Annotated in this window: 21 protein-coding genes; 14 read left to right on the top strand and 7 right to left on the bottom strand. The window is 64.4% G+C overall.

The features are described from left to right. Positions 1 to 9: 9 nt before the first annotated feature. Positions 10 to 885, bottom strand: coding sequence for an ion channel (locus ADBZ9O_RS23275; RefSeq protein ID WP_526525299.1), 876 nt, complete (start codon positions 883 to 885; stop codon positions 10 to 12). Positions 886 to 1,175: 290 nt separating this feature from the next. Here ADBZ9O_RS23275 and ADBZ9O_RS23270 point away from each other — a divergent pair, with 290 nt between their 5' ends. Together ADBZ9O_RS23270 and ADBZ9O_RS23265 are read left to right on the top strand one after the other, a co-directional pair. Then, positions 1,176 to 1,553, top strand: coding sequence for a BlaI/MecI/CopY family transcriptional regulator (locus ADBZ9O_RS23270; RefSeq protein ID WP_526525298.1), 378 nt, complete (start codon positions 1,176 to 1,178; stop codon positions 1,551 to 1,553). Continuing rightward, positions 1,550 to 2,470, top strand: a complete 921-nt coding sequence (locus ADBZ9O_RS23265; protein ID WP_526525297.1) for a M56 family metallopeptidase — start codon at positions 1,550 to 1,552, stop codon at positions 2,468 to 2,470. The genes ADBZ9O_RS23270 and ADBZ9O_RS23265 overlap by 4 nt, the downstream gene beginning before the upstream one ends. On the opposite strand, the gene ADBZ9O_RS23260 is transcribed toward ADBZ9O_RS23265, so the two are convergent. Beyond that, entirely contained in the window at positions 2,464 to 3,699 is a 1,236-nt protein-coding gene (locus tag ADBZ9O_RS23260; RefSeq protein ID WP_526533410.1) for an Ig-like domain-containing protein, read from the bottom strand. The two genes, ADBZ9O_RS23265 and ADBZ9O_RS23260, sit on opposite strands and share 7 nt — an antisense overlap. Before the next feature lie 103 nt (positions 3,700 to 3,802). Here ADBZ9O_RS23260 and ADBZ9O_RS23255 point away from each other — a divergent pair, with 103 nt between their 5' ends. From ADBZ9O_RS23255 to ADBZ9O_RS23245, 3 genes are all read left to right on the top strand, one after another. Continuing rightward, positions 3,803 to 4,468 (top strand): DsbA family protein, encoded by a 666-nt coding sequence (locus ADBZ9O_RS23255; protein ID WP_526525295.1) that lies wholly within the window; start codon positions 3,803 to 3,805, stop codon positions 4,466 to 4,468. 32 nt (positions 4,469 to 4,500) lie between these two features. Beyond that, the gene (locus tag ADBZ9O_RS23250) at positions 4,501 to 5,298 is read left to right on the top strand and encodes a serine hydrolase (protein ID WP_526525294.1); all 798 of its coding nucleotides are present in this window, start codon (positions 4,501 to 4,503) and stop codon (positions 5,296 to 5,298) included. A 70-nt stretch (positions 5,299 to 5,368) separates the two neighbouring features. Next, complete coding sequence (locus ADBZ9O_RS23245) at positions 5,369 to 5,947, top strand: copper resistance CopC family protein (protein ID WP_526525293.1); 579 nt, start codon at positions 5,369 to 5,371, stop codon at positions 5,945 to 5,947. An 18-nt stretch (positions 5,948 to 5,965) separates the two neighbouring features. On the opposite strand, the gene ADBZ9O_RS23240 is transcribed toward ADBZ9O_RS23245, so the two are convergent. Continuing rightward, positions 5,966 to 7,357: an HNH endonuclease signature motif containing protein gene (locus ADBZ9O_RS23240; protein ID WP_526525292.1), complete on the bottom strand. Its 1,392-nt coding sequence runs from the start codon at positions 7,355 to 7,357 to the stop codon at positions 5,966 to 5,968. A 109-nt stretch (positions 7,358 to 7,466) separates the two neighbouring features. After that, a complete protein-coding gene (locus tag ADBZ9O_RS23235) occupies positions 7,467 to 7,934 on the bottom strand; it encodes an AAA family ATPase (protein ID WP_526525290.1) in 468 nt (155 codons plus the stop codon). A gap of 62 nt (positions 7,935 to 7,996) precedes the next feature. Between ADBZ9O_RS23235 and ADBZ9O_RS23230 the strand changes: the two genes are divergently transcribed. Continuing rightward, complete coding sequence (locus ADBZ9O_RS23230) at positions 7,997 to 8,548, top strand: hypothetical protein (RefSeq protein WP_526525289.1); 552 nt, start codon at positions 7,997 to 7,999, stop codon at positions 8,546 to 8,548. Here the strand turns inward: ADBZ9O_RS23230 and ADBZ9O_RS23225 are convergent. After that, on the bottom strand, positions 8,491 to 9,090 hold the full coding sequence (locus ADBZ9O_RS23225; RefSeq protein ID WP_526525288.1) for a TetR/AcrR family transcriptional regulator: 600 nt from the start codon (positions 9,088 to 9,090) through the stop codon (positions 8,491 to 8,493). The genes ADBZ9O_RS23230 and ADBZ9O_RS23225 overlap by 58 nt on opposite strands. A 138-nt stretch (positions 9,091 to 9,228) precedes the next feature. On the opposite strand from ADBZ9O_RS23225, the gene ADBZ9O_RS23220 reads away from it, so the two are divergent. From ADBZ9O_RS23220 to ADBZ9O_RS23195, 6 genes are all read left to right on the top strand, one after another. After that, positions 9,229 to 10,596, top strand: a complete 1,368-nt coding sequence (locus ADBZ9O_RS23220) for an ABC1 kinase family protein (protein WP_526525287.1) — start codon at positions 9,229 to 9,231, stop codon at positions 10,594 to 10,596. Continuing rightward, positions 10,583 to 11,992 carry an ABC1 kinase family protein gene (locus ADBZ9O_RS23215; protein ID WP_526525286.1) on the top strand — a complete coding sequence of 470 codons (1,410 nt, stop codon included), beginning with the start codon at positions 10,583 to 10,585 and terminating at the stop codon, positions 11,990 to 11,992. Before ADBZ9O_RS23220 ends, ADBZ9O_RS23215 begins: the two co-directional genes overlap by 14 nt. Continuing rightward, complete coding sequence (locus tag ADBZ9O_RS23210; protein ID WP_526525284.1) at positions 11,979 to 13,127, top strand: cytochrome P450; 1,149 nt, start codon at positions 11,979 to 11,981, stop codon at positions 13,125 to 13,127. The genes ADBZ9O_RS23215 and ADBZ9O_RS23210 overlap by 14 nt, the downstream gene beginning before the upstream one ends. Before the next feature lie 132 nt (positions 13,128 to 13,259). Further along, positions 13,260 to 14,423, top strand: coding sequence for an ankyrin repeat domain-containing protein (locus tag ADBZ9O_RS23205; RefSeq protein WP_526525283.1), 1,164 nt, complete (start codon positions 13,260 to 13,262; stop codon positions 14,421 to 14,423). Between the two features lie 67 nt (positions 14,424 to 14,490). Continuing rightward, the gene (locus ADBZ9O_RS23200) at positions 14,491 to 15,729 is read left to right on the top strand and encodes a thiolase family protein (protein ID WP_526525281.1); all 1,239 of its coding nucleotides are present in this window, start codon (positions 14,491 to 14,493) and stop codon (positions 15,727 to 15,729) included. Between the two features lie 28 nt (positions 15,730 to 15,757). Continuing rightward, entirely contained in the window at positions 15,758 to 16,270 is a 513-nt protein-coding gene (locus ADBZ9O_RS23195) for a DUF302 domain-containing protein (RefSeq protein WP_526525280.1), read from the top strand. On the opposite strand, the gene ADBZ9O_RS23190 is transcribed toward ADBZ9O_RS23195, so the two are convergent. Continuing rightward, positions 16,267 to 17,115 (bottom strand): aldo/keto reductase, encoded by an 849-nt coding sequence (locus ADBZ9O_RS23190; protein WP_526525279.1) that lies wholly within the window; start codon positions 17,113 to 17,115, stop codon positions 16,267 to 16,269. The two genes, ADBZ9O_RS23195 and ADBZ9O_RS23190, sit on opposite strands and share 4 nt — an antisense overlap. 1 nt (position 17,116) lies before the next feature. Continuing rightward, positions 17,117 to 17,959 carry an aldo/keto reductase gene (locus ADBZ9O_RS23185; protein ID WP_526525277.1) on the bottom strand — a complete coding sequence of 281 codons (843 nt, stop codon included), beginning with the start codon at positions 17,957 to 17,959 and terminating at the stop codon, positions 17,117 to 17,119. On the opposite strand from ADBZ9O_RS23185, the gene ADBZ9O_RS23180 reads away from it, so the two are divergent. Then, on the top strand, positions 17,958 to 19,061 hold the full coding sequence (locus tag ADBZ9O_RS23180) for an alpha/beta hydrolase (protein ID WP_526525275.1): 1,104 nt from the start codon (positions 17,958 to 17,960) through the stop codon (positions 19,059 to 19,061). The genes ADBZ9O_RS23185 and ADBZ9O_RS23180 overlap by 2 nt on opposite strands. A gap of 144 nt (positions 19,062 to 19,205) precedes the next feature. Next, entirely contained in the window at positions 19,206 to 19,994 is a 789-nt protein-coding gene (locus ADBZ9O_RS23175; protein WP_526525273.1) for a DsbA family protein, read from the top strand. Positions 19,995 to 20,012: the final 18 nt, after the last annotated feature.

Raw genomic sequence — 20,012 nt, 5'->3', positions numbered from 1 at the left:
TGAACTTGCTCAGGGAGAATGCCGGTGGTCAGCGGCGTAGGCCTTGATGACGGCCGCGGTGCCTCCACCTAGTCGGAGGAACTCTTCGTCGAGCAGCCCGGCGAGGCTGTCCACGGCGCCGCAGATGAGCGCGCCCACGAGCCGCATCTGCGCGTGTGTGCTGGCACTGGCCTCATCGGCGAGCTGGGTGGCGTATTTCAGCCAGAATGCCAACGAAGCATCTGTTTCGAGGTCGCGGAAGTAGTACGTCGCACCGTATTGGGTGAAGTCGTTACGGGCTTCGACCAGGGCCGCGGCAATTCCGGTGAGAACGTTTGTGGGAACACTGTCTATGCCAAGGTCGGGGTTCGCGTGACGCGCCTGGCGCAGAGTTGAGAGCTGCAAGGCCAGTACACGTCTGCGATGCAGGGCAGGGTAGATCTGTAGAACCCAGGACACTGCCGCAGTGAGAAGCATGAAGCCGAACAAGGCCTCAAGTGGGACGATGAGGCGAAGCCATGGCGAGGTTGGCACGATGTCGCCGAATCCGAGCGTGCCAATGGTCACGAGCGAGACATACAGCGAGTCGAACACCGTGTTACGTTCAGCGGGATTCAGTTCTGAGCTGTAGGCGAAACCCTCTGGCATCAGTGCGAAGTACAGCATCGCCCAGCCAATGACGGCCAGCAGACCCCAGGTCAACACGACGAGTGCGATACCCAAAGGGCCTGTCAGCGAAGCGATCCGGCGATCGGGATGGAACACCCGCAACAGCCACCAGACGAACTGCATCACGTGCGGCGCGATACTGCCGTGCCCGACGGGATGAAACAGCGTGTGAAACACGTCGCGCACCACCACTGTCACCAGCAGCGACCCGACTATCGCGACTGCCCAGTCGATCACGCGCTTCCTCTGTTGACCGACCTGTGGCGTCGCCCTCGTCGGGTCACGCGGTCACCGCCTCGTCCGGAGTGTGCCACTGGGCGACCAATCGTCGCTGGTCCTTGCCGCGGACCCATGGTGCTGATGTTAACGCGGTCGAATGGGTCGAATCAGGAGTCATTGGTCCTCAACTCGTGGGCACTTTGCGCGGGGGGTGCCAGCACGCCATGCGACAGCCTCGTACCGACCGGGTGAGCAAGTAGATTGTGGGTGACACTCGCATCGCGACGTGAGACGGGCGGGAGACGACAGTGCAGCAGCGAGGGCTCGGCAACCTCGAAGCCGTCGTCATGGAACATGTCTGGGACCGCGACGACGGCGTGACTGTTCGCCAAGTCTTCGAGGAACTGGCCGACGAACGTCAGATCGCCTACACAACCGTGCTTTCCACGATGGATCACTTGTACCGCAAGGGCTGGGTGCGAAGGGAACGCGAAGGCAAGGCCTATCGGTACTGGCCCACCATGACCAGGGAAGAGCGGTCAGCCAACCTCATGCGTGCGGCCTTCAGTGCAGGCGGCGACCGAGAGGCTGTGCTCGCGTTGTTCGTCGAGCAGATGAGCGCCGAGGAATCGACCCAGCTCAAAGCGGCGTTGCGTCAGTCCGGAAACCCGAAGCGGCATCGATGACCACTGCTGTCTACCTCCTGATCTACGGGGCGATGCTGAGCTGGCTGTTCCCGCCTGTGCTCACGCGGTTGACCCAGCGTGGTGTGAGCCCGCGTCTGGGGGTCGCTGCGTGGGTGACGGCCGTCGTCGGCGTGGTGCTTGCGTGGGCGGTGGCGATCACGCTGATCGTGGTGGCGAGCCTTCGGGGGCTACCCGATTCCCCGGCGTTGGTGCTGTGCCTTGAACTTCTCGGGGTCGGTGAGCGGGCGGTGACGCCGGCACGGTCGAGTGTGGCGGTCGTCATTGGCATCGGGCTGGTGATCTCGACGGTGGTGACCGTCAAGGTGGGCCGCTCGGTTCTCGCGTCGGCGACGACCTGTCGCGAGCACGCGCATGCCGCCAGGATCACGGGGGCGCCCACCGATCGGCCCGATGTGTTCGTGGTGCCGGCCGAGCAACCGGCGGCGTATTGCGTGGTGGGTCGGCCGAACGCCATCGTCGTCACGACAGCGGCAGTGGACAGGCTCGACGATTCGCAACTGGCCGCTGTACTGGCGCATGAAGACGCCCATATCTCGGGGCGCCACCATTACGTCTTGATGGTGTTGCGCGCTCTCGCGGAAAGTCTTCCGCGTCTGACACTGTTCACCCGCGGTGCGGTGGCGGTCGGGGAATTGTTGGAGATGTGTGCCGATGACGCGGCCGCCCGGCGTTACGGCAGCAGACCCCTCATCGAAGGGATGATGATGCTGGCCGGTCCGGCGCCGCGCGGTGTGGCGGGGTTGGCGGTCGCCGCCACCGCGGTGTTCGTCCGTGCCAACCGGCTTCTCGAGCCTGGCCTCCGCTGGACACGGTGGCGCCATCAGTTGCTGATGTCAGCGACCATCGCACTGACCGTCACCGCCCCCGTCGTCGTCAACATGATCTGCCATCACTGACGTTGCACCGTCGCGTTGCCCGCACTCCACTGCGACCAGGGGATGTTCCAGTCGCCGAGCCCGTCGGTGCCGGACAGGGTGGGGCCCACGGTATTGATGACCTCGACGATGTCGCCCCGCTTCGTGGTGTCGAAGAACCAGCGGGCGTTCTCTGGATTGACGTTGAGGCAGCCGTGGCTGACGTTCGAGCGGCCCTGGCTGCCGACGGACCACGGCGCCGAGTGGACATAGATTCCGCTGTAGGACATTTGAGTGGCCCAGTTGACCTCGGTTCGGTACCCGTCGGGCGAGTTCACCGGCACGCCGTAGGTCGACGAGTCCATTACGAGAAACGAGTACCGGTCACCGATGACATAGGTGCCGTTGTCGGTGGGAGTCTTGTTCTTACCCATGGAGATCGGCATCGATTTCACCACCTCACCATTGACGCGAACCGTCATCGTCTTGGTGGCGTCATCTGCGGTCGCGATGACCTCATCGCCGATCGTAAAGCGACTGGTCACGTCGTCCTGGCCGAATAACCCCCCACCGAGATTCACGCCGTAGGCCTTGACCTGAACCTCGACCGAAGTGCCTGGCTTCCAGTATTGCGCTGGACGCCAACGGACTTCGCGATTACTGAGCCAGTAGAACGCACCCGCGACGGGGGGAGTGGTCTTGACCGTTATGGCCTGCTGCGCTGCCAATCGGTCGGGGATGTTCTCGTCGAACCGGATGGCGATCGGCTGTCCGACCCCCACGACCTCACCGTCGTTGGGAAAGACGTACGGCATCGTGAGGTTCTCTGGCGAATGCGTCTCGAAGGTGGCACTGCTGCGGGTCACGCCGGCCAAACCCAAGGCCTCGGCGCTCAGGGTGTAGCGCTTGTTGTAGCCGAGGGGCTCTGCCGAGCGCCAGGTGATGCCGTCGGCACTCAGCTCCCCGCGGACCGCACGACCCTGGCTGTTGACCAGTTGCACCGCGCCCAGCACTCCCGTGCCTGCGCTGACGGTGACCGGTGATTCAACGGGGACCCCGACGGCGCCATCGGTGACCGTGCTGCGCAAGGTCGGCACCAGCAGATCCCCGTACGGCGTCCCCTTGTCGATGACCGACTGCGCTTGTGGCGGCATCGGCGCTGACCCTGCGCATGCATTCACCCCAAGGGCCATCGCGACGATGGTCAGCATCGCCGCCGACCACCATAAGCCGCGTCGCCGCCTGGTCGGTGTGGAGTAGGCCCGCCTCATCAGTGTTCTTCCGCCCATCGCCGAATGTCTTTTGCAGTAACATCCTACGTAGTTACTACGTAGATGCAGGTCCAGCGCAGTTGATGCGACCACGGGAGAACTTTTGCTGCGAACGCGTATCGGCCGGGCTCTCCTGACTGCGGCTGCGATCGTCGTCGTGGTGGCGGTAGCGGTCGTTGTTCTCGTCAGTCGTGGGGATACCGACACCCCCAGCGCCGAGCCGGTGGCAGAGGCCGGTCCGGCGCAGGTGGTCCGTGACAGCAGCCACCGGCTGAACGACGCCCCTGCTGCCGCGGTCACCTTTGTGGAATTCCTGGACTTCGAGTGTGAGGCATGCCGGGCCGCCTACCCGGTGGTCGAGCAGTTGCGCGCTGACTACGGCGACCGCGTGGAATTCGTTCTGCGCTACTTCCCGCTGTCGGGTCACGTCAATGGTGAGCGCGCCGCGCGCGCTGTGGAAGCCGCCGCAGGACAAGGGAAACTCGAAGCGATGTATCACAGAATGTATGAGACTCAGTCAGAATGGGGAGAGAAGAGCGCCCCCGCCGATGATGTGTTTCGGGGTTTTGCGGACGAATTAGGTTTGGATATGCCGGCTTTCGACAAGGCCTACAACGACCCGGCAACCCTGCAGCGCATCCAGCTCGACCTCAACGACGGTAGGGCCCTCGGTGTTCGAGGCACCCCGACGTTCTTTGTCAACGGTGAACAGGTCGAGCTCCGTAGCTTTGACGACCTCCAGGGCGCAATCGAGAACGCGCTGCGGTGAGGCGATCGCTTGTGCGAGTACTGGCTGTGTTCATGGCCGTATCGGTCATGTACGCGGGCAGTGCAGTGCGACCTGTTGCTACTGCGGCGTGCGCGCCCTCCGACGTTGCATGTGATCTGCGTGAGCGCATCGCTGAGGCCGAACAGTACGTTGCGACGCGGCCCGGCACCGTTGGGTTTGTCCTGCGCGACCGCGCTACTGGTGCGAAGTACCGCAATGTCCATGCCGGTGTTCTCATGTGGACCGCATCGACGATCAAACTTGCGATGGTCGCCGACCTGCTCACCCGCGAGCGGGCGGGGTCGCTCCGGCTGAATGATGCCGATCGACGCTTGATGGTTGCGATGCTAAGAAATTCTGACAACGCCGCAGCAGACAGTCTGTGGTCACGGTTCGGCGGCCCTGACGGCAGGTTCAACGCGAACTTTCCGCGTTACGGAATGCCAAATATTCAGCCCCAAAAAGGGTTCGGCGACGTGTATCCCTACTGGGGCTTTCAGAAAGCCACCGCGGATGACTTGGACGGGCTGATGAATTATGTCCTCACCGGCCTGCCCGCGGCCGATGCAACCGCAGTGATGGCAGAGATGCAACGTGTCGACGGCCAACAGCAGTGGGGTGTCTGGGGTGCGGGCAACGCGATGGCGCCAGGCAACAAGAACGGGTGGTCGCAGGAAGAAGGGGGATGGGTGGTGAACTCGGTCGGCTTCGCTGGACCGCAGCAGAGGTACACCTTGGCGATGATGAATGCGCTTGGTGACGAGGGCGGTTATGACGACGGCGTTACCACAACGACCCAACTCAGCCGCATCCTGCTTGCTCAGCCGTAGCGTGGTGGTCGGAAAATGTTTCGACACAGCGAGACGAGGAACAGTGCGCGCGATTACACGGATCGTTGTGATGGCTCTACTTGCGGTCGGGTGCTGGCTGGTGGGCGTCGGGAACGCCGCGGCGCACACCGCGCTGGTGAGCTCTGATCCTGCCGAAGGCGCGACCGTAACAACGGTGCCGGCCACCGTCACCTTGTCGTTCAGCGAAGACATCAACCCTGCCTTTGCGACCGTGGTGATCAATGGCAGCGACGGGCGCAATTGGGTCACCGAGGCCGCGCAGGTTGCGGGTTTTCAGGTGCGGGTGGCGATGCAACCCGACGCTCCCGCCGGTGCTGACTACACCGTGGCCTATCGCGTGGTGTCCGCAGACGGTCACCCGGTGTCCGGATCGTTCACGTTCACCATCGCCTCAGCGCCGAATGCCGTTCAGACATCACCGCCATCGACCACTGCTGCGTCCCCGACGACATCCGAAGCGACCTCTGCTGCACCGCCCACCGAAGAAGGGCCACTCGGATCAGATACGAAGACATCCATCATCACCGCGGGCGGCGTGGGACTGCTGCTTGGTGCGGTGATCGCTTTCTGGCAATCACGGCGACACCGGCGTTCGGATATGTCCGAGGATGATTCGCCGTCGAGCTAATCACCTTGCCGGTCAAAGTTATTCCGGCTTGTCGCCCTGATCCTGGGGTGGGTGGAGGAGTTCTTCGGGGTGGTGGTTGAGGTTGACGCGGCCTTGGCCGGTGTCGAGGTGTGGTGGGGGTATCCACTCGGTGCGGCCGTCGCGGCGTTTGCGGGTGCGCCACCCACCGGGTCTGACGAATTTGTTATGCGATCCGCAGGCCGCGGCGAGGTCATCGACATCGGTGAGTCCACCGTCGGCCCAGTCACATTCGGCGTGATGAGCTTCGGTGAGATAGCCGGGCACATCACAACCCGGGAAGGTGCAGCCGCGGTCCCGGGCGTGCAGCACGATGCGTTGATCAGCTGAGGCGATCCGTTTCGAGCGGCCTAAGTGCAGGGTCCGGCCATTGTGGTCGAAGATGACCAGGTAGTGGTGGGCGTGGCTGGCCATCCGGATCACATCAGACATCGTCAGCAGTGAGCCGCCGGCGGTGCGGGCCACCCCGGTTTTGGCTTCCAACTCCGCCAGGGTGGTGGACACGATGATTGTGACGGGTAAGCCGTGGTGGCGGCCGAGCTTTCCCGAGGTCAGCAGGGAGCGGCCGATGGCGACGGTCGCGTCGTGGTGGCGTTGCGCCGGGGTCCGGTGATCACCTTTGATATGGGCTTCACTCGGGGTGCCTTTGGTGCACGGCTTGTCATCCTCAGGGTTGCACATCCCGGGAGCAGCCCATTTAGTGAATATTGCTTCCAGGGTGGCCCGGGCTTCGGGGGTGAGTTGCCCGCTAATCGAACTCATGCCGTCGGGGCCTTGCCGGCCGATCGTGATGCCGCGTTTGTGGGCCCGATCGGCATCGGAGAAGTCCCCGTCGGGGTTGACTAACGCCGCGATCAGCGCTGCTGCCGATCGGAGCTGCTCGGGCCCGAACTCGGCGGCCACCCCGGCCAGCTCGGCTTCGGCTTTCTCGCGGGTCGGTAGGTCCACCCAGACCGGCAGGTGGGTGAAGAAGCCCCGAATGATCGTGATGTGTTCGGCACCGATGACACCGGCGGCCTGCCCGGCCGCGACGTGCGGCATCACCGGTGGCAGGGGTTCACCGGTCAACGATGTGCGCTCGCCGAGCTCTTGGGCGTCGGTCAGGCGCCGTTTGGCGTCCTTGCCTCCGATCCGCAGGGCGGTGGTCAACACATCAGCGAAGCTCTTCGCCCCCAACTCTTTCGCGGATCCCTCGCGCACCAGCTTGCCCAACAACCGATGCTCAATCACCGGTTGGCGCCGGGTCAGGGTTTCCAGCCGGGCTAGGACGTTGACCACTTCGGGGTTGGTCAGCCCGTCAAAGGACACCCCGGCCATGGCGTCGACTGCGGCTTCCAACCCCGACAACGCCGCAAGGACGGTATCGCGATCGGAAACCAACGCCGAACTCATACCCAAACCCTACAAACCCCCACCGACAAAACTGGCTCACCTGAAACGCATGTGGCGCATGGGTTTTGACGATTCACCGAGACCGACGAAAAGGCGCAAGGAGGGCGAGTTACCGCCGAGCCACCACATGTGCAAGAACGGCATCGGCCACCTGTGTCACTGGCACCGTCGTGACCACTTCCACAGTGGCCGCTGACCTCAGGAGCGGTTCGACCGTCTCCAGATATCCAAGCGTGTCGGCACGTTCGGTCGGGCTTTGGCCGTAAGGATTGTTGCTACGCGACGTCAACCGTTGGATAAGTACCTCGGCGGGAGCGCTGAGCAGCACGATATGCGCGAACCTCGGATAGAACACCGTCTGGTTGCGGGTGGTACCAGCGAGAAACAGCAGACCGTCGCGGTGCTCCGACAGCAGTGCGTCGATGCGATCTTCCCGCCATAAACTCTCGCCGTCGACGCTGTGGTGGTAGTCGCCGTAATCGGTATCGACAGTGTGGTGTCCGCGGGCGGCGAGCTCTTGCAGCAGCGACGACTTGCCCACTCCCGACATGCCGGTGATCAAGACGCACATGCCCATTGACGGAACGCTAGCCGAAATTCAGTTGTCTCATGATCGTCTGGTGTGTTGGCATAGTGGAGATGGACGTTGTATTCAGGCGGCTCAACGAACGGCAATACGGAATCGGGTTGATCCGTAGCGGCAGGCGCGATGTTGGCGGCGATGTCGCGGTGCGGGTGGCGCCCGGCGATGCTTGCGTGCCACACGATCTCGTCCACTTTATCGTCGAGGAACAAGCGGAGCTGGTGCTGGGGATTTTCGGGCAGTGCGCGGCGGGTGGTGAGGTCGGTGGGTTCTTCCGGGCATCGGTCGGTAAACGCGGTAACGCCGAACGGGCGCGGCGCTCACGCCGATTGAGCGGTGCGGGCCGGGCAGACGTCGGCCGGTCGGAACAGTTGGCCGGGCTGGCTCGCGATGGGTCGATTCGCTCCGATGTGGATGCCGGCGTGGTGCCGCCGATCTTGCGTGCAGCGATCAACCAACGGCTCACCGAGGTCTTGACACGTTGGGCCGAATTACCGGTGGGCTGTGATCTCGTATTGCCTTGGCCGGATCGGCTGACGATCAAGCGCGGTCAGGTGACCGCCTCGAAGCGGGTAGCGAGCAGGCCCGTCCATTCGGCAAGATACTGATCGTCGGGCACGATTGCCTCAGTCTGGTGGAAAAGCGTTGTGGCAAAGCGCATCCCGAGGATCCCGTTGACGCCCAGCGCGGCCAACGCAGTGCGCTGCTGTTGGCCCATCGTCGGGGCCCAGGCGGCCATCCAGTCGGCTAACTCGGCGTTGAGGCCATCGATAAAAGCCGCGTAGGCGGTGTCAAGTCGCGTAGACCGCCCGGTCGGCGTGCGGGCGGCGATCTGCAACAACTCGATTTCCTCGTCGACGACGTTGAGCAGGTAGCGGCCCAAGAGGGTCAGTTCGGCCCGCAGGTCACCCAGGCCGGCGAACATGGCGCGGATATCCCGCATGGCGCTACGTCGGTCCAGCTGGCGGTCGATGCCGGCGTTGAGCAGTGCTTCCTTGGATTTGAAGTGGTGATACAGCGCGCCTGATCCGGCTGCCAGTCCCGCCGCAGATTCGATCTGGGAAACGCTGGTGGCCTCAAAGCCTTTGGCGCTGAACAACCGCATCGCCTCTGTCACCAGGCGTTCCCGTGTTGGTGTCGGTGTTGCCATTGACCTCTCCCAAGTGATCACTTACCTTGAACAAGCGATCACTTTACTACGTTCGGGTTCAGGGGTGGGAGGAACGCTATGCCGCACCATGATGACTCGACTTCTCGGCAGGTCCCACGAGGGCGGATCCGCCGGACCATGCCACTGGCGGGTTTCACTGCCAGAGCGGCGGGCGGTCGTGTGGTCGCGGGGCTGCGGGAGAAAGTCGGCGACGACGGCGCGGTGGAGCGTTTTCACGAACGCACCGCCGAGCGGTATGCGGAGCTGCTGGGTCATTCCCGCGGGTTCCTGATGAAGCTGGGTCAGGCCCTGTCGATGGCCGACACCCGAGCTATGGGCAACGGGGGATTCTGGCCCTATCAGAAGGCGATGAGCCGGCTGCAGGCTGACATTCCGCCCATGAGTCCGACGCTGGCCCGCGCGGTGTTGGAGGCCGAACTCGGTTCCGCTAGGGACCACTTCGCGGATTTCAATGAGGAAGCGATGGCCGCGGCGTCGATCGGGCAGGTGCATCGCGCGGTGCTGCGCGACGGACGCGAGGTGGTCGTCAAGATTCAATACCCCGGGGTGGCCGAGGCGATCCGCGACGATATGGCCAATACCGAATTGGCGGCGACGTTCCTGCGTTTCGTAATGGCGGCGTCCGGTATGACAGTCGACGTCCGGGGCACGGCGCGGGAGTGGACGGAGAGGATCTCCGAAGAGCTCGACTACCGGCTCGAGGCGGCCAACATCACTGCCTTCGGCGAGCTGTATCGGGGCCACCCGTTCATCCGGATTCCGGAGGTGATCCCGGAGGTCTCCACCGACCGCGTCTTGACGATGACCTATCTCGACGGGTTGGCTTGGACCGACGCGCAACTGGCCGAGCAGGACCTGAAGAACACCTGGGCCGAGGCCATCATGCGGTTCAGTAACGGCAACCAGCGGCATGCAAACCTGCTGCACGCCGACCCGCATCCGGGTAACTACCGCTTTAATCCCGACGGGAGTGTCGGATTTCTCGACTTCGGCTGCGTCACAACAATTCCCGAACTGATGCGTTGGCAGTTTGTGGCGATGAGCCGGGCCGTGATGGACGAGAGGAAGGACGATCTGCGCGAGCACATGGTGCAGTTGGGCTTTCTCACCAAGGACTCCGATATCACCGCCGACGAGTTGTATGACTGGCTAGCGCCGATGACTCATGAGCTGATCACGACACCCCAACCGGTGACCTATACCTATGACACCGTTGCGCGCACCGTCAGCGGACTCCTCGATATCCGAGACGCCGATCATCTACTGGCCCGCATGTCTGTGCCCAAGGAGCACGCGTTCGGTTCGCGAGTTCAGCTGGCCATCTTTCACGTGGCGGCAGGCCTGCAGGCGACCTTGCCCGCCCGGGCGATCATGAACGATATGAACGGCGTTGCCGAACCCATCACGGAACTCGGCAAATTGCATCACGCCTGGGTCCGCGAACGCGGTCTGCCAGGAGCATTGGATCACCATGGCGACCAGTGATCCCGTTCCGCACGGGCGGATCCGCCGGACCATGCCACTGGCGGGTTTCACTGCCCGCGCGGCGGGCGGTCGCCTCGTCGCCGGGTTGCGCGAGAAGAGCGGCGACGAGGGTGCGGTGGAGCGTTTTCACGAACGCACCGCGGAGCGGTACACCGAACTGCTCGGCCACTCCAAGGGCGTCATGATGAAGGTCGGGCAGATCCTGTCGATGGTCGATGCGAGCGCACTCGGCACCGGCGGCTTCGAGCCCTACCAAAGGGCCTTGGCCCGGTTACAGGCCGACGCCCCACCCATGCACCCCGCGCTGGTCCGCGAGATACTGGACAGGGAATTAGGCTCGGGCGTTGCACAATTCGCTGAGATCAACGAGCAACCGATGGCGGCGGCATCGGTTGGGCAGGTGCACCGCGCCGTCCTGCACGATGGCCGCCAGGTCGTGGTCAAAATTCAGTACCCCGGTGTCGCCGAGGCCATCCGCGATGACCTGGCCAATGGCGAACTGGTCGCCACTTTCCTGAAGTTCGTGATTGCGGCATCGGGAATGGCCGTCGATGTGCAGGCCCTTGCGCGCGAAGCGGAGGCCCGAATCAGTGAAGAGGTCGATTACCGCCACGAAGCCGCGATGATCACCACATTCAGCGAGCTATACCGCGATCATCCCTTCATCCGTGTCCCGGAGGTGGTTGACGAAGCATCCGGTGATCAACTGATCACGATGACCTATCTCGACGGGTTGGACTGGGCCGCAGCCCAACACGCCGATCAGGGCCTGAAAGACACCTGGGCTGAAGTGCTGTCGCGGTTCATGAACGGCAACTACCGGCATGCCAATCTGTCATACGCAGACCCACATCCGGGAAATTACCGCTTCAATCCCGACGGCACCGTTGGTTTCCTGGACTTCGGGTGCGTCACTGTAATGAGCGAGAGGCAGCGATGGCTGTGGGTGGCGTTTCTGCGCGCGGCAATGGAGGGCCGCACAGATGACTACCGCGACCTGCTGGCTCAGATGGGTTTCCTCGCCGCCAAGTCTTCCATCTCCGAAGCCGAGCTTCAGCAATGGGTTTCGGAGATGGCCACCGACAGCACGATGCCGCAGCCGGTGACATTCACACCCGAGGCGGCAGCGCGCATCGTCCGTGGATTCTTCGACGTTCGCGACTCGGAACATCCGGTCGCCAAGGTGACCGTCCCCGCCGAGCACGTGTTCACCTCCCGCATCATGCTGGCTTTCGCCAACGTTGCGGCCGGACTGCGAGCGACGGTGCCGGTACGGGCGATCCTCGACGATATGGACGGCGTCGCCGAACCGACTACCGAACTCGGCAAATTGCATCACGCCTGGGTCCGCGAGCGTGGCCTGCCAGGAGCACTGGATCACCATGACCATCCGTGAGACCGCCGCGCCGAGGCTGCCGTGGGATGCCGCCGATCCCTACCCCTACTACGAACGCCACCGCCGCAACGGCAATCTTGTCTGGGACGAGGCTGCCGGAGCGTGGCTGGTCCTCGGGTACGACATCGCGAAGTCGGTGTTGGCGGGGGAGGGCTGGACCAGTGTTCCGCCGGCTAACCTTGCCATGGCCCCAGACTTGTTCCAGCACAGCATGTTGACGGCCGACGGCGTCAACCACCAACGGCTCCGCGGGGCGGTGAGCGATGTCTTCACCCGCTCTTTCGTGGCCGGACTCGAAGCGGGGATCGAGTCGATCGCCACCCAGACGATCGACCCAATCCCTGTCGGCATCGAATTCGACTTTATGGCCGAGATCGCCCTGCCGCTGCCCATTGCCGTCGCGTCGGCATGGCTGAACCTCGACCCCGATTCCGCCAGACTGCTGAGGGAGGAATCCCCGGCGATCGCCAGGATGCTCAGCGATATCGCCGACCCGGCCGCCGTCGAGGGCGGTACCGCCGCGTTGGCGGCGCTGCTGACCGATCTGCTGCCATTGGCTGCTGACCGCCGCCGATATCCGGGTGACGATCTGCTGAGCTTCATCGCCGCCGACGCCAACCTGGAACTCGAAGATGTCGTCACCACGGCGGTGCTGATCGCGGTCGCGGGCCACGAGACCACTGCAAACCTGTTGGGATCAGCCATGATTCGGCTGCCGGCAACGGGGGCGGCCGACGATGTCGACGAACAGCTGATCACCGAACTGCTTCGGGTTGACGGTCCCGTACAGGCTGTCGGACGAACGGCCACGCGCGATCACGTCATCGACGGTGTCAGCATCGGTGCGGGTGAACCGGTGCTGGTGGTGATCGCGGCGGCCAATCGCGATCCCGCCGTCTTCGACCGGCCCGACGAACTGCGGCCCGATCGCACCGGGCCGGCACCGTTGGCGTTCGGCTACGGTCCGCACTACTGCCTCGGCGCCGCGTTGGCCCGCCTGGAGATCGGCATCGCGCTCCGGCACGTCCTGGCCAGGCAGCCGCAACGCTGTGGGGCACCGGTGTGGCGGGATACCCCGGCGATCCGCGGACCCTTACATCTGCCGACCATGTTCAAACTCCCGCCCAGTAGGTAACGTGGGCACCGGGCGCGCAGGACCGCCCGACGTCCGCTCGAAGAGGCGCAGCCTCCCTGCTGGTGAATCTGATCGCCGCCGACCTCTTCTCGGCCCGACTTCGCGGACGCGGGCTTACGAGAGGAGGCCGTTATGGCCAGTTCCCTGCCCAATAACCCCTCGCTGGAGCGACTGCGCGCCGACGCACGCACACTCCAGCGGGCAACCGTCGCCACTGATCCGAACTTCGCCCTCCATGACGCACAACGAGCGGTGGCCCGCAGCTACGGCTTCACTGGCTGGCCCGCTCTCGTGCACTATCTGAAGACCGCCGCCGAACTCAGCGTGGACCCCGGCCGCCTCGACGAAGGCGCGCTCGGCCCAGCCGACCGGTTCTGTGCGTGGGCGTCGTTGCGCTACAACGACACTGACGCCCCGCCGCGGTGGCAAGCGGCGGCCGATCTGCTGCGCGCCGATCCTGGGATACCCGATCGGCACGTCTGGGCCGCCGCCAGTGCCACCGATCCGGTAGCGCTGGCCCGGCACCTCGGCGCCCGCCCCGAGCTGGCGAAGACCAAAGGTGGTCCGTTCGGTTGGGTTCCGATGATGTACCTGTGTTACTCGCGTGCCCCACTTGAGCGCAATCAGGACGACGTGCTGAGCGCGGCGACGCTGCTTCTCGACGCAGGCGCCGACCCCAACTCCGGCTACCTGTGGTGCGGAATGTCGACCCCGTTCACCGCGCTCACCGGGGTCTTCGGCGAGGGGGAGCAGGGGGCGCGCCGGCAGCCCCGGCACCCTTTCGCCCCAGCGTTGGCGACGCTGCTGTTGAAACGTGGCGCGCATCCGGTCGACCAACAAACGCTTTACAACCGGATGTTCCTGGCGAGCGATTCGCATCTGGAACTGCTGTTCGCGCACGGCCTGGCCGATGCCGGACCGAGTCCGTGGGAACTGTTGTTGGGCGAGGCGATGGAGACGCGCTCGCAGATGTGGCAACGGCAGGTGGATTGGGCGGCCCAACACGGGTTCGCCGCTCGGCTCGATCTGCTCGCCCGACACGGAATCGATGTCAGCGGAGCCGAACTCGTCGTCACGTCCCTGCCCGATGATCCCAACTGCCGGGACGGGCAGGGTGCCACCCCACTGCACCACGCCGCCTGGGCCGGAGACCTCGAGCTGATCCACCAGCTGCTCACCCTCGGTGCGGACCCGACGATCACCGATACCCGGTTCGATGCCACGCCTATGGGCTGGGCACAGCACGCTTTCCAGGCCGAGGCGGCCGACCTGTTGAGGCCGCCAACTGCCAGCTGATGCGCAGACAGAATCTGTACTGTGGGTTTTGGAATGCTTCGCCGGAAACGAGTCCTGGGTGGCGGAAATGACTGACGCATATGTTCTCGGCGGCGTGCGGACACCGTTCGCCCGCTACGGCGGCACGCTGTCGCACATCCGCACCGACGACCTGCTGGGCATGACCATGAAGGGGGCCTGCGAACGCGTCGGGGTACCCCTGGGCGAGGTCGAGGATATCGTCGCCGGCTGCGTGAACCCCGCCCACGAAGGGCTGGGGGATATCGGTCGGTGGGCAGCACTGGCGGCCGGTTTCCCCGATAGCGTCGCCGGCGCAACGATCAACCGATTCTGCGGATCGTCGCTGAGTGCGACGGTCAACATCAGCCACGCGATCAAGGCAGGCGACCTCGGCGTCGGGATCGCCTGCGGCGTCGAATCGATGTCCCGATCCGGTTGGGCGCTGATGAAGGGTGACGCTGCCTTCAGCCCGCGCGGACCCGTCTTCATGCTCGACACCATGTGGGCGGGCGCGGGTGGCCCACCGAATCCGGTGCTGCTGGCCCGCAATGCCTATATCGCGATGATCGAGACGGCGCAGAATGTCGCCGATCGCTATGGCCTGTCCCGGGAGGAAATCGACGCATTCGCGCTGCGCTCCCAGCAACACGCAAAAGCTGCGCGCGACTCCGGTCGGTTCGCCAAAGAGATCATGCCCGTCACCATCGCGGCGACCAGAAAGAACCCCGAGCGGATCTTCGAGCATGACGAGTTCATCCGCGATGACACCACCGCCGAATCGCTGGCCAAGCTGCCACCTCAGCCCGGCACCACCCAGATGACTGCCGCCAATTCGACACCGTTGACCGACGGCGCCAGCGCGATCGTCATCGCCTCGGGGGAAAAGGCCGCAGAACTTGGCGTCGAACCGCTGGCCAGGGTCGTCTCCTCCGCGGTGTACGGGATCGACCCGCTGGTGATGGGGCTGGCTCCGGCCTGGGCGATTCCGCTCGCGATCACACGCGCAGGCCTGACGCCCGAGCAGATCGATGTCTGGGAAGTGCACGAAGCATTCAGTGCGCAGGCGCTCGGCGTACTGCGTGAGCTCCCACATCAGCTGGGCGGATTCGTCATTCCCGACGAGAAGCTGACCCCCAACGGGGGAGCGGTCGCCATCGGCCACCCCTTCGGTGCGACCGGAACTCGCTACGTGCTGACGCTCGCCACCGAATTGCGCGAACGCAACGCCCGCTACGGCGTCATCGGAGTCTGTATCGGATCAGGCCAAGGTGTCGCCCTCGTCCTGGAAAATCCCCGCGCCGTTTAGCCGTCTAGCCGCTGAGGAGTAGAACCTGATGACTGCCAAGGTGTCCCGCGCGCCTCACGATGTGACGCGCCTCGATATCCATACCGATCAGCCATTCGACACCTTCCTGAAGGCGTTCGAAGAAGCGGCACCCCCGTTTGATCGTGAGGGGATGGATGCCATCGTCGCCCGCGGCGGATCGTGGGAAGAGGTCACGGCCGCAGTGGCCGCCTACGCACCGAACGACCTGATGATCTACGCGACGATCGATGCCACACCGTTGATGACCGTCGCCGGCCATCACACCAAGGCGGTGGAATACCTACTGGGCAATCACGTCATCGCCGAAACTATGTTCCGGCACCACCCGGCGGCGCTGCTCTATGCACCACTGCGAATCCTCGTCTACAGCGACGATGCTGATCGTGCGGTCTTCTCTCTGGATCAACCGAGCGCGGTCTTCGCCAGCCTCGACCACCCGGAGATCGTCAAAGTCGGCCGCGATCTCGACGTCAAAGTGCGCAACCTGCTCGCGGTCATCGGCGTCGACGCCGACTTCTAACCGGTGAAGGTCTCGGGATCTTCCCGGAACCGCGTCCCGTCGTCGAGCGCGTTGAGGGCATCCATGTCACCGGTGCTCAGCTCGAAATCGAAGACATCGAAATTCTCCGCGATCCGCTCCGCCGACGACGACCGTGGGATCACCACATTGCCCAGTTGCAGGCTCCAGCGGATCAGCACCTGTGCCGGGGACTTGTCGTATGAGGACGAGATGGACTGCACCGTTGCGTTATTCAGCAGCGCTCCCACACCCAGTGGGCTGTAGGCCTCGGTGACGACGTTCTGCTCGGCGTTGAACGCGCGCAGCTCGGCCTGGTTCAGCAGTGGGTGCAGCTCGATCTGGTTGACCGCCGGCAACGAATACGTCAGCTCGATCAGGTTCGTGAGCAGTTCGGGCGTGAAGTTACAGACACCGATCGAGCGGGCCAAGCCGTCTTCGCGAGCCCGCATCATCCCGCCGAAGCTGTCGATGTACAACCCTTTGGCGGGAGCCGGCCAGTGGATCAGGTAGAGGTCGAGATAATCCAAGCCGAGGCTCTCCAGGCTGGCCTCGATCGCATCCCGCGCTTGTTTCAAACCATGGTTGGCGGTGGCAAGTTTGGTGGTCACGAACAGCTCGGCGCGAGGTATCCCCGAGGCCGCGATCGCCCTGCCCACCGCGGCTTCGTTGCCGTACGCAGTGGCCGTGTCGATCAGGCGGTAGCCGATCTCCAGGGCGGTCGATACCGCGTGCTCGCATTCGGCGTCTGAAAGTTCACCGACGCCGAGGCCGAGAACCGGCATCGTCTTGTCGTCGTTGAGCCCGATGGCCGGAACAGTCGCACCCGACTGGCCTGTCGACGTCATCTCACCTACCTGTGAAATTGAAAGTTCGTGGATCGGGCCCTAGCCGCGTCCCGTTGTCGAGCGTCGCTATCGACGCCATATCGCGCTCACTGAGTGCGAAGCTGAACACGTCGAAGTTACTCACAATACGGTCAGGGGTCACCGACTTCGGGATCACGATATTACCGAGTTGGATATGCCACCTAATCAGGACTTGCGCAGGCGTCCTGCCGAGTTGTTCAGCGATCGCGATGATCGTCGGGTCGGACAGCGGCGCGCCCTGGCCCAGCGGACTCCATGCTTCGGTGGCGATCCCCAGCTGCGCGTGGGTCTGGCGGAGCTCGGACTGCGCCAGTGTCGGGTGGAGCTCGACCTGGTTGACGGCGGGCACGATGCCGGTGGCGTCGATGAGGACGTTGAGATGCTCGGGGGCGAAATTACTGACCCCGATCGACCGGATGCGGCCTTGGTCGTGCAGCGAGGCGAACGCCTTGAACGTATCGACGTAGGTGTTCAACTCGGGGCACGGCCAGTGGATCAGGTAGAGGTCGAGGTACTCAAGGCCGAGTCGCTTCATGCTCGCGTCGAAGGCAACCATCGTGGCGTCGTAACCCTGTTCGGAGTTCCACAGCTTCGTCACCACGAAGATGTCCTCACGGGGCAGTCCGGAGTCGAGGACGGCGCGGCCGGTCTCGCGTTCGTTGCGATACGCCGCAGCAGTATCGATATGCCGGTAACCCGCATCCAGTGCGGTGCGCACCGCCGCCTCGGTCTGATCGGGCGGGATCTGGAAAACTCCGAAGCCAACCGTAGGAATCGAATTACCGTCGTTCAATGTGACTGACGTGAGATCGGAATCGGACATGCCCCGAAGTGTGCCAGGCGAGCCTGCCGGCCCGGCTCGGCGGCGCAGACCGCCCGCGCCTGTCGTGCGGCTGGCGACCCGACTGACGCCGAAGGTTGCGCCGACGCTGACGCCAGCGATCAACAGGCTCTACGCCGGTCGCCGCGCGGTGGTCGTCGACGGCAACACCCTCGATCCCACCTTGCAGTTCTTCCTGGCCGGTGAGCGCGCCATCGGGCTGACCGGCCTGGTGGTCGACGACGATGTCGCCAAGACGCGGGCGATGACCCGGGAGTCATGCCTGGCGCTCGGGGGCGCGTCGCCGTCGGTTGCGGTGAAAGAACTGTCGATCCCCGGGCCCGCAGGAGCCATCGGCGCGCGCCACTACGGGCCGAATACACCGGGCACCGCTGCGCTGCTGGTCTACTTCCACGGCGGTGGCTTCGTCTTCGGTGACCTCGACAGCTTCGACGCGTACTGCAGGCAGGTCTGTACCGGTGCCGGTGTGCACGTTCTGTCCGTCGACTACCGGCTGGCCCCCGAGCACAAGGCCCCGGCCGCCGTGCACGACGCATATGCCGCGTTCAGCTGGGCCGTCGAACACGCCGCGGACCTGGGGGCTGACCCGGCGCGGGTCGCGGTCGGCGGTGACAGCGCAGGCGGCATGCTCGCCGCCGTCGTCTCCCGACTGGCCCGCGACGCCGGCGGTCCACAGCCATGCCTGCAGCTGCTGAACTACCCGGTCATCGACTTCACCGCGCAGACCCGCTCGCGCACGCTGTTCGGGTCAGACTTCCTGCTCACGCGCAGCGATATGGACTTTTTCCAGCACCAGTACCTCGACGGATCAGGCCTTGAGCTCACCGATCCGCTGATTTCCCCGCTGGCCTGCGACCTGACGGGTCTGGCGCCTGCGCTGGTGGTCACCGCCGGATTCGATCCGTTGCGCGACGAGGGCAACCACTACGCCGCCGCACTCGCCGCGGCGGGCGTTCCGGTCGAGCTGCGCCAGCAGGGGTCGATGATCCATGCGTTCATCAATCTGGGCGGTCTCGGCGGCGGTTGCCGCCGCGCCATTGCCGACGTCATCGTGGGACTAAAGGCCCATCTTGGCGGCAGTTGAACCCAGCCTGCGGGATCCGCGCGGCTCCGCCGGTACGCTGAAAGCTCCTCAGAAGAACTTCTCCGAAGAACTTCTGTGACCAACTTCTTCAACTAGTAGCGGCTGACACAGCGCGCCCGGCGAGCATCGAGGATTACCAACACTGTGGCCACCAAACCGAAACGCCCCGCCAAATATGACCTGAAGGCGGGCGAGCGCAAGCGCAACCTCGCGATTCAGATCGGCCTGACCGCTGCCGTCGTCATCTTCGCGGTGGCGCTGGTCCTCTACATCGTGATGGGCAGCGACAAGAAGCACTCCGGCGATATGCAGGCAGTTCGGGTGGCCACGGGCAACGTGATCACCAAGGATGGCAGCTCCGAGCCCAAGGCTGTGCTGTCGCTCTACGAGGACTTCCAGTGCCCGCACTGCCGTGATTTCGAGAAGGCCTTCGGCCCGACGATCACGCAGCTGGTCACCACCGGCGCCGTGGCCACCGATTACTACATGGTCGCCATCCTGGACTCGGCGGCGAACCAGAACTATTCGACGCGGGCCGCCAACGCCGCCTACTGCGTCGCCGATGCCGACACCAGCCCGACCAAGGAGAGCTTCAGCCGCTTCCACGCCGCGCTCTTCGCGCAGCAGCCGCCAGAAGGTGCACCCGCACCGGATAACGCGGGCCTGATCTCGACAGCCCGCCTGGCCGGCATCCCGACGGACAAGGTCACCGACTGCATCAACGGTGGCAAGTACACCGACATGGTCGGTGGCCTGGCAGCCGCGGCAAAGATCACCGCGACGCCGACCATCCGACTCAACGGCGAAGAGATCAGCGTCCAGACCCCCGACGAGCTCGTGGCCAAGGTCAAGGAGATCGTCGGTGAGGTTCCCGGTCTCGCACCGGCGGTAGTGACCCCGGCCCCGGCACCTGCGGCACCCCCGGCGTCGTGACCGTCGCATCGCCTGCGG

Origin of the sequence: Mycobacterium sp. (assembly GCF_965229105.1) — a bacterium.
Classification (GTDB): domain Bacteria; phylum Actinomycetota; class Actinomycetes; order Mycobacteriales; family Mycobacteriaceae; genus Mycobacterium.
This window is presented reverse-complemented; position numbering and strand designations above follow the sequence as displayed.

Coding starts and splice junctions, on each gene's coding strand:
- ADBZ9O_RS23240 (WP_526525292.1), bottom strand. CDS start 7,357: ATGAGTTCGGCGTTGGTTTCCGATCGCGATACCGTCCTTGCGGCGTTG.
- ADBZ9O_RS23210 (WP_526525284.1), top strand. CDS start 11,979: ATGACCATCCGTGAGACCGCCGCGCCGAGGCTGCCGTGGGATGCCGCC.
- ADBZ9O_RS23205 (WP_526525283.1), top strand. CDS start 13,260: ATGGCCAGTTCCCTGCCCAATAACCCCTCGCTGGAGCGACTGCGCGCC.
- ADBZ9O_RS23180 (WP_526525275.1), top strand. CDS start 17,958: ATGCCCCGAAGTGTGCCAGGCGAGCCTGCCGGCCCGGCTCGGCGGCGC.
- ADBZ9O_RS23245 (WP_526525293.1), top strand. CDS start 5,369: ATGGCTCTACTTGCGGTCGGGTGCTGGCTGGTGGGCGTCGGGAACGCC.
- ADBZ9O_RS23260 (WP_526533410.1), bottom strand. CDS start 3,699: ATGAGGCGGGCCTACTCCACACCGACCAGGCGGCGACGCGGCTTATGG.
- ADBZ9O_RS23225 (WP_526525288.1), bottom strand. CDS start 9,090: ATGGCAACACCGACACCAACACGGGAACGCCTGGTGACAGAGGCGATG.
- ADBZ9O_RS23235 (WP_526525290.1), bottom strand. CDS start 7,934: ATGGGCATGTGCGTCTTGATCACCGGCATGTCGGGAGTGGGCAAGTCG.
- ADBZ9O_RS23230 (WP_526525289.1), top strand. CDS start 7,997: ATGGACGTTGTATTCAGGCGGCTCAACGAACGGCAATACGGAATCGGG.
- ADBZ9O_RS23190 (WP_526525279.1), bottom strand. CDS start 17,115: ATGACGTCGACAGGCCAGTCGGGTGCGACTGTTCCGGCCATCGGGCTC.
- ADBZ9O_RS23265 (WP_526525297.1), top strand. CDS start 1,550: ATGACCACTGCTGTCTACCTCCTGATCTACGGGGCGATGCTGAGCTGG.
- ADBZ9O_RS23195 (WP_526525280.1), top strand. CDS start 15,758: ATGACTGCCAAGGTGTCCCGCGCGCCTCACGATGTGACGCGCCTCGAT.
- ADBZ9O_RS23185 (WP_526525277.1), bottom strand. CDS start 17,959: ATGTCCGATTCCGATCTCACGTCAGTCACATTGAACGACGGTAATTCG.
- ADBZ9O_RS23200 (WP_526525281.1), top strand. CDS start 14,491: ATGACTGACGCATATGTTCTCGGCGGCGTGCGGACACCGTTCGCCCGC.
- ADBZ9O_RS23250 (WP_526525294.1), top strand. CDS start 4,501: ATGGCCGTATCGGTCATGTACGCGGGCAGTGCAGTGCGACCTGTTGCT.
- ADBZ9O_RS23215 (WP_526525286.1), top strand. CDS start 10,583: ATGGCGACCAGTGATCCCGTTCCGCACGGGCGGATCCGCCGGACCATG.
- ADBZ9O_RS23220 (WP_526525287.1), top strand. CDS start 9,229: ATGCCACTGGCGGGTTTCACTGCCAGAGCGGCGGGCGGTCGTGTGGTC.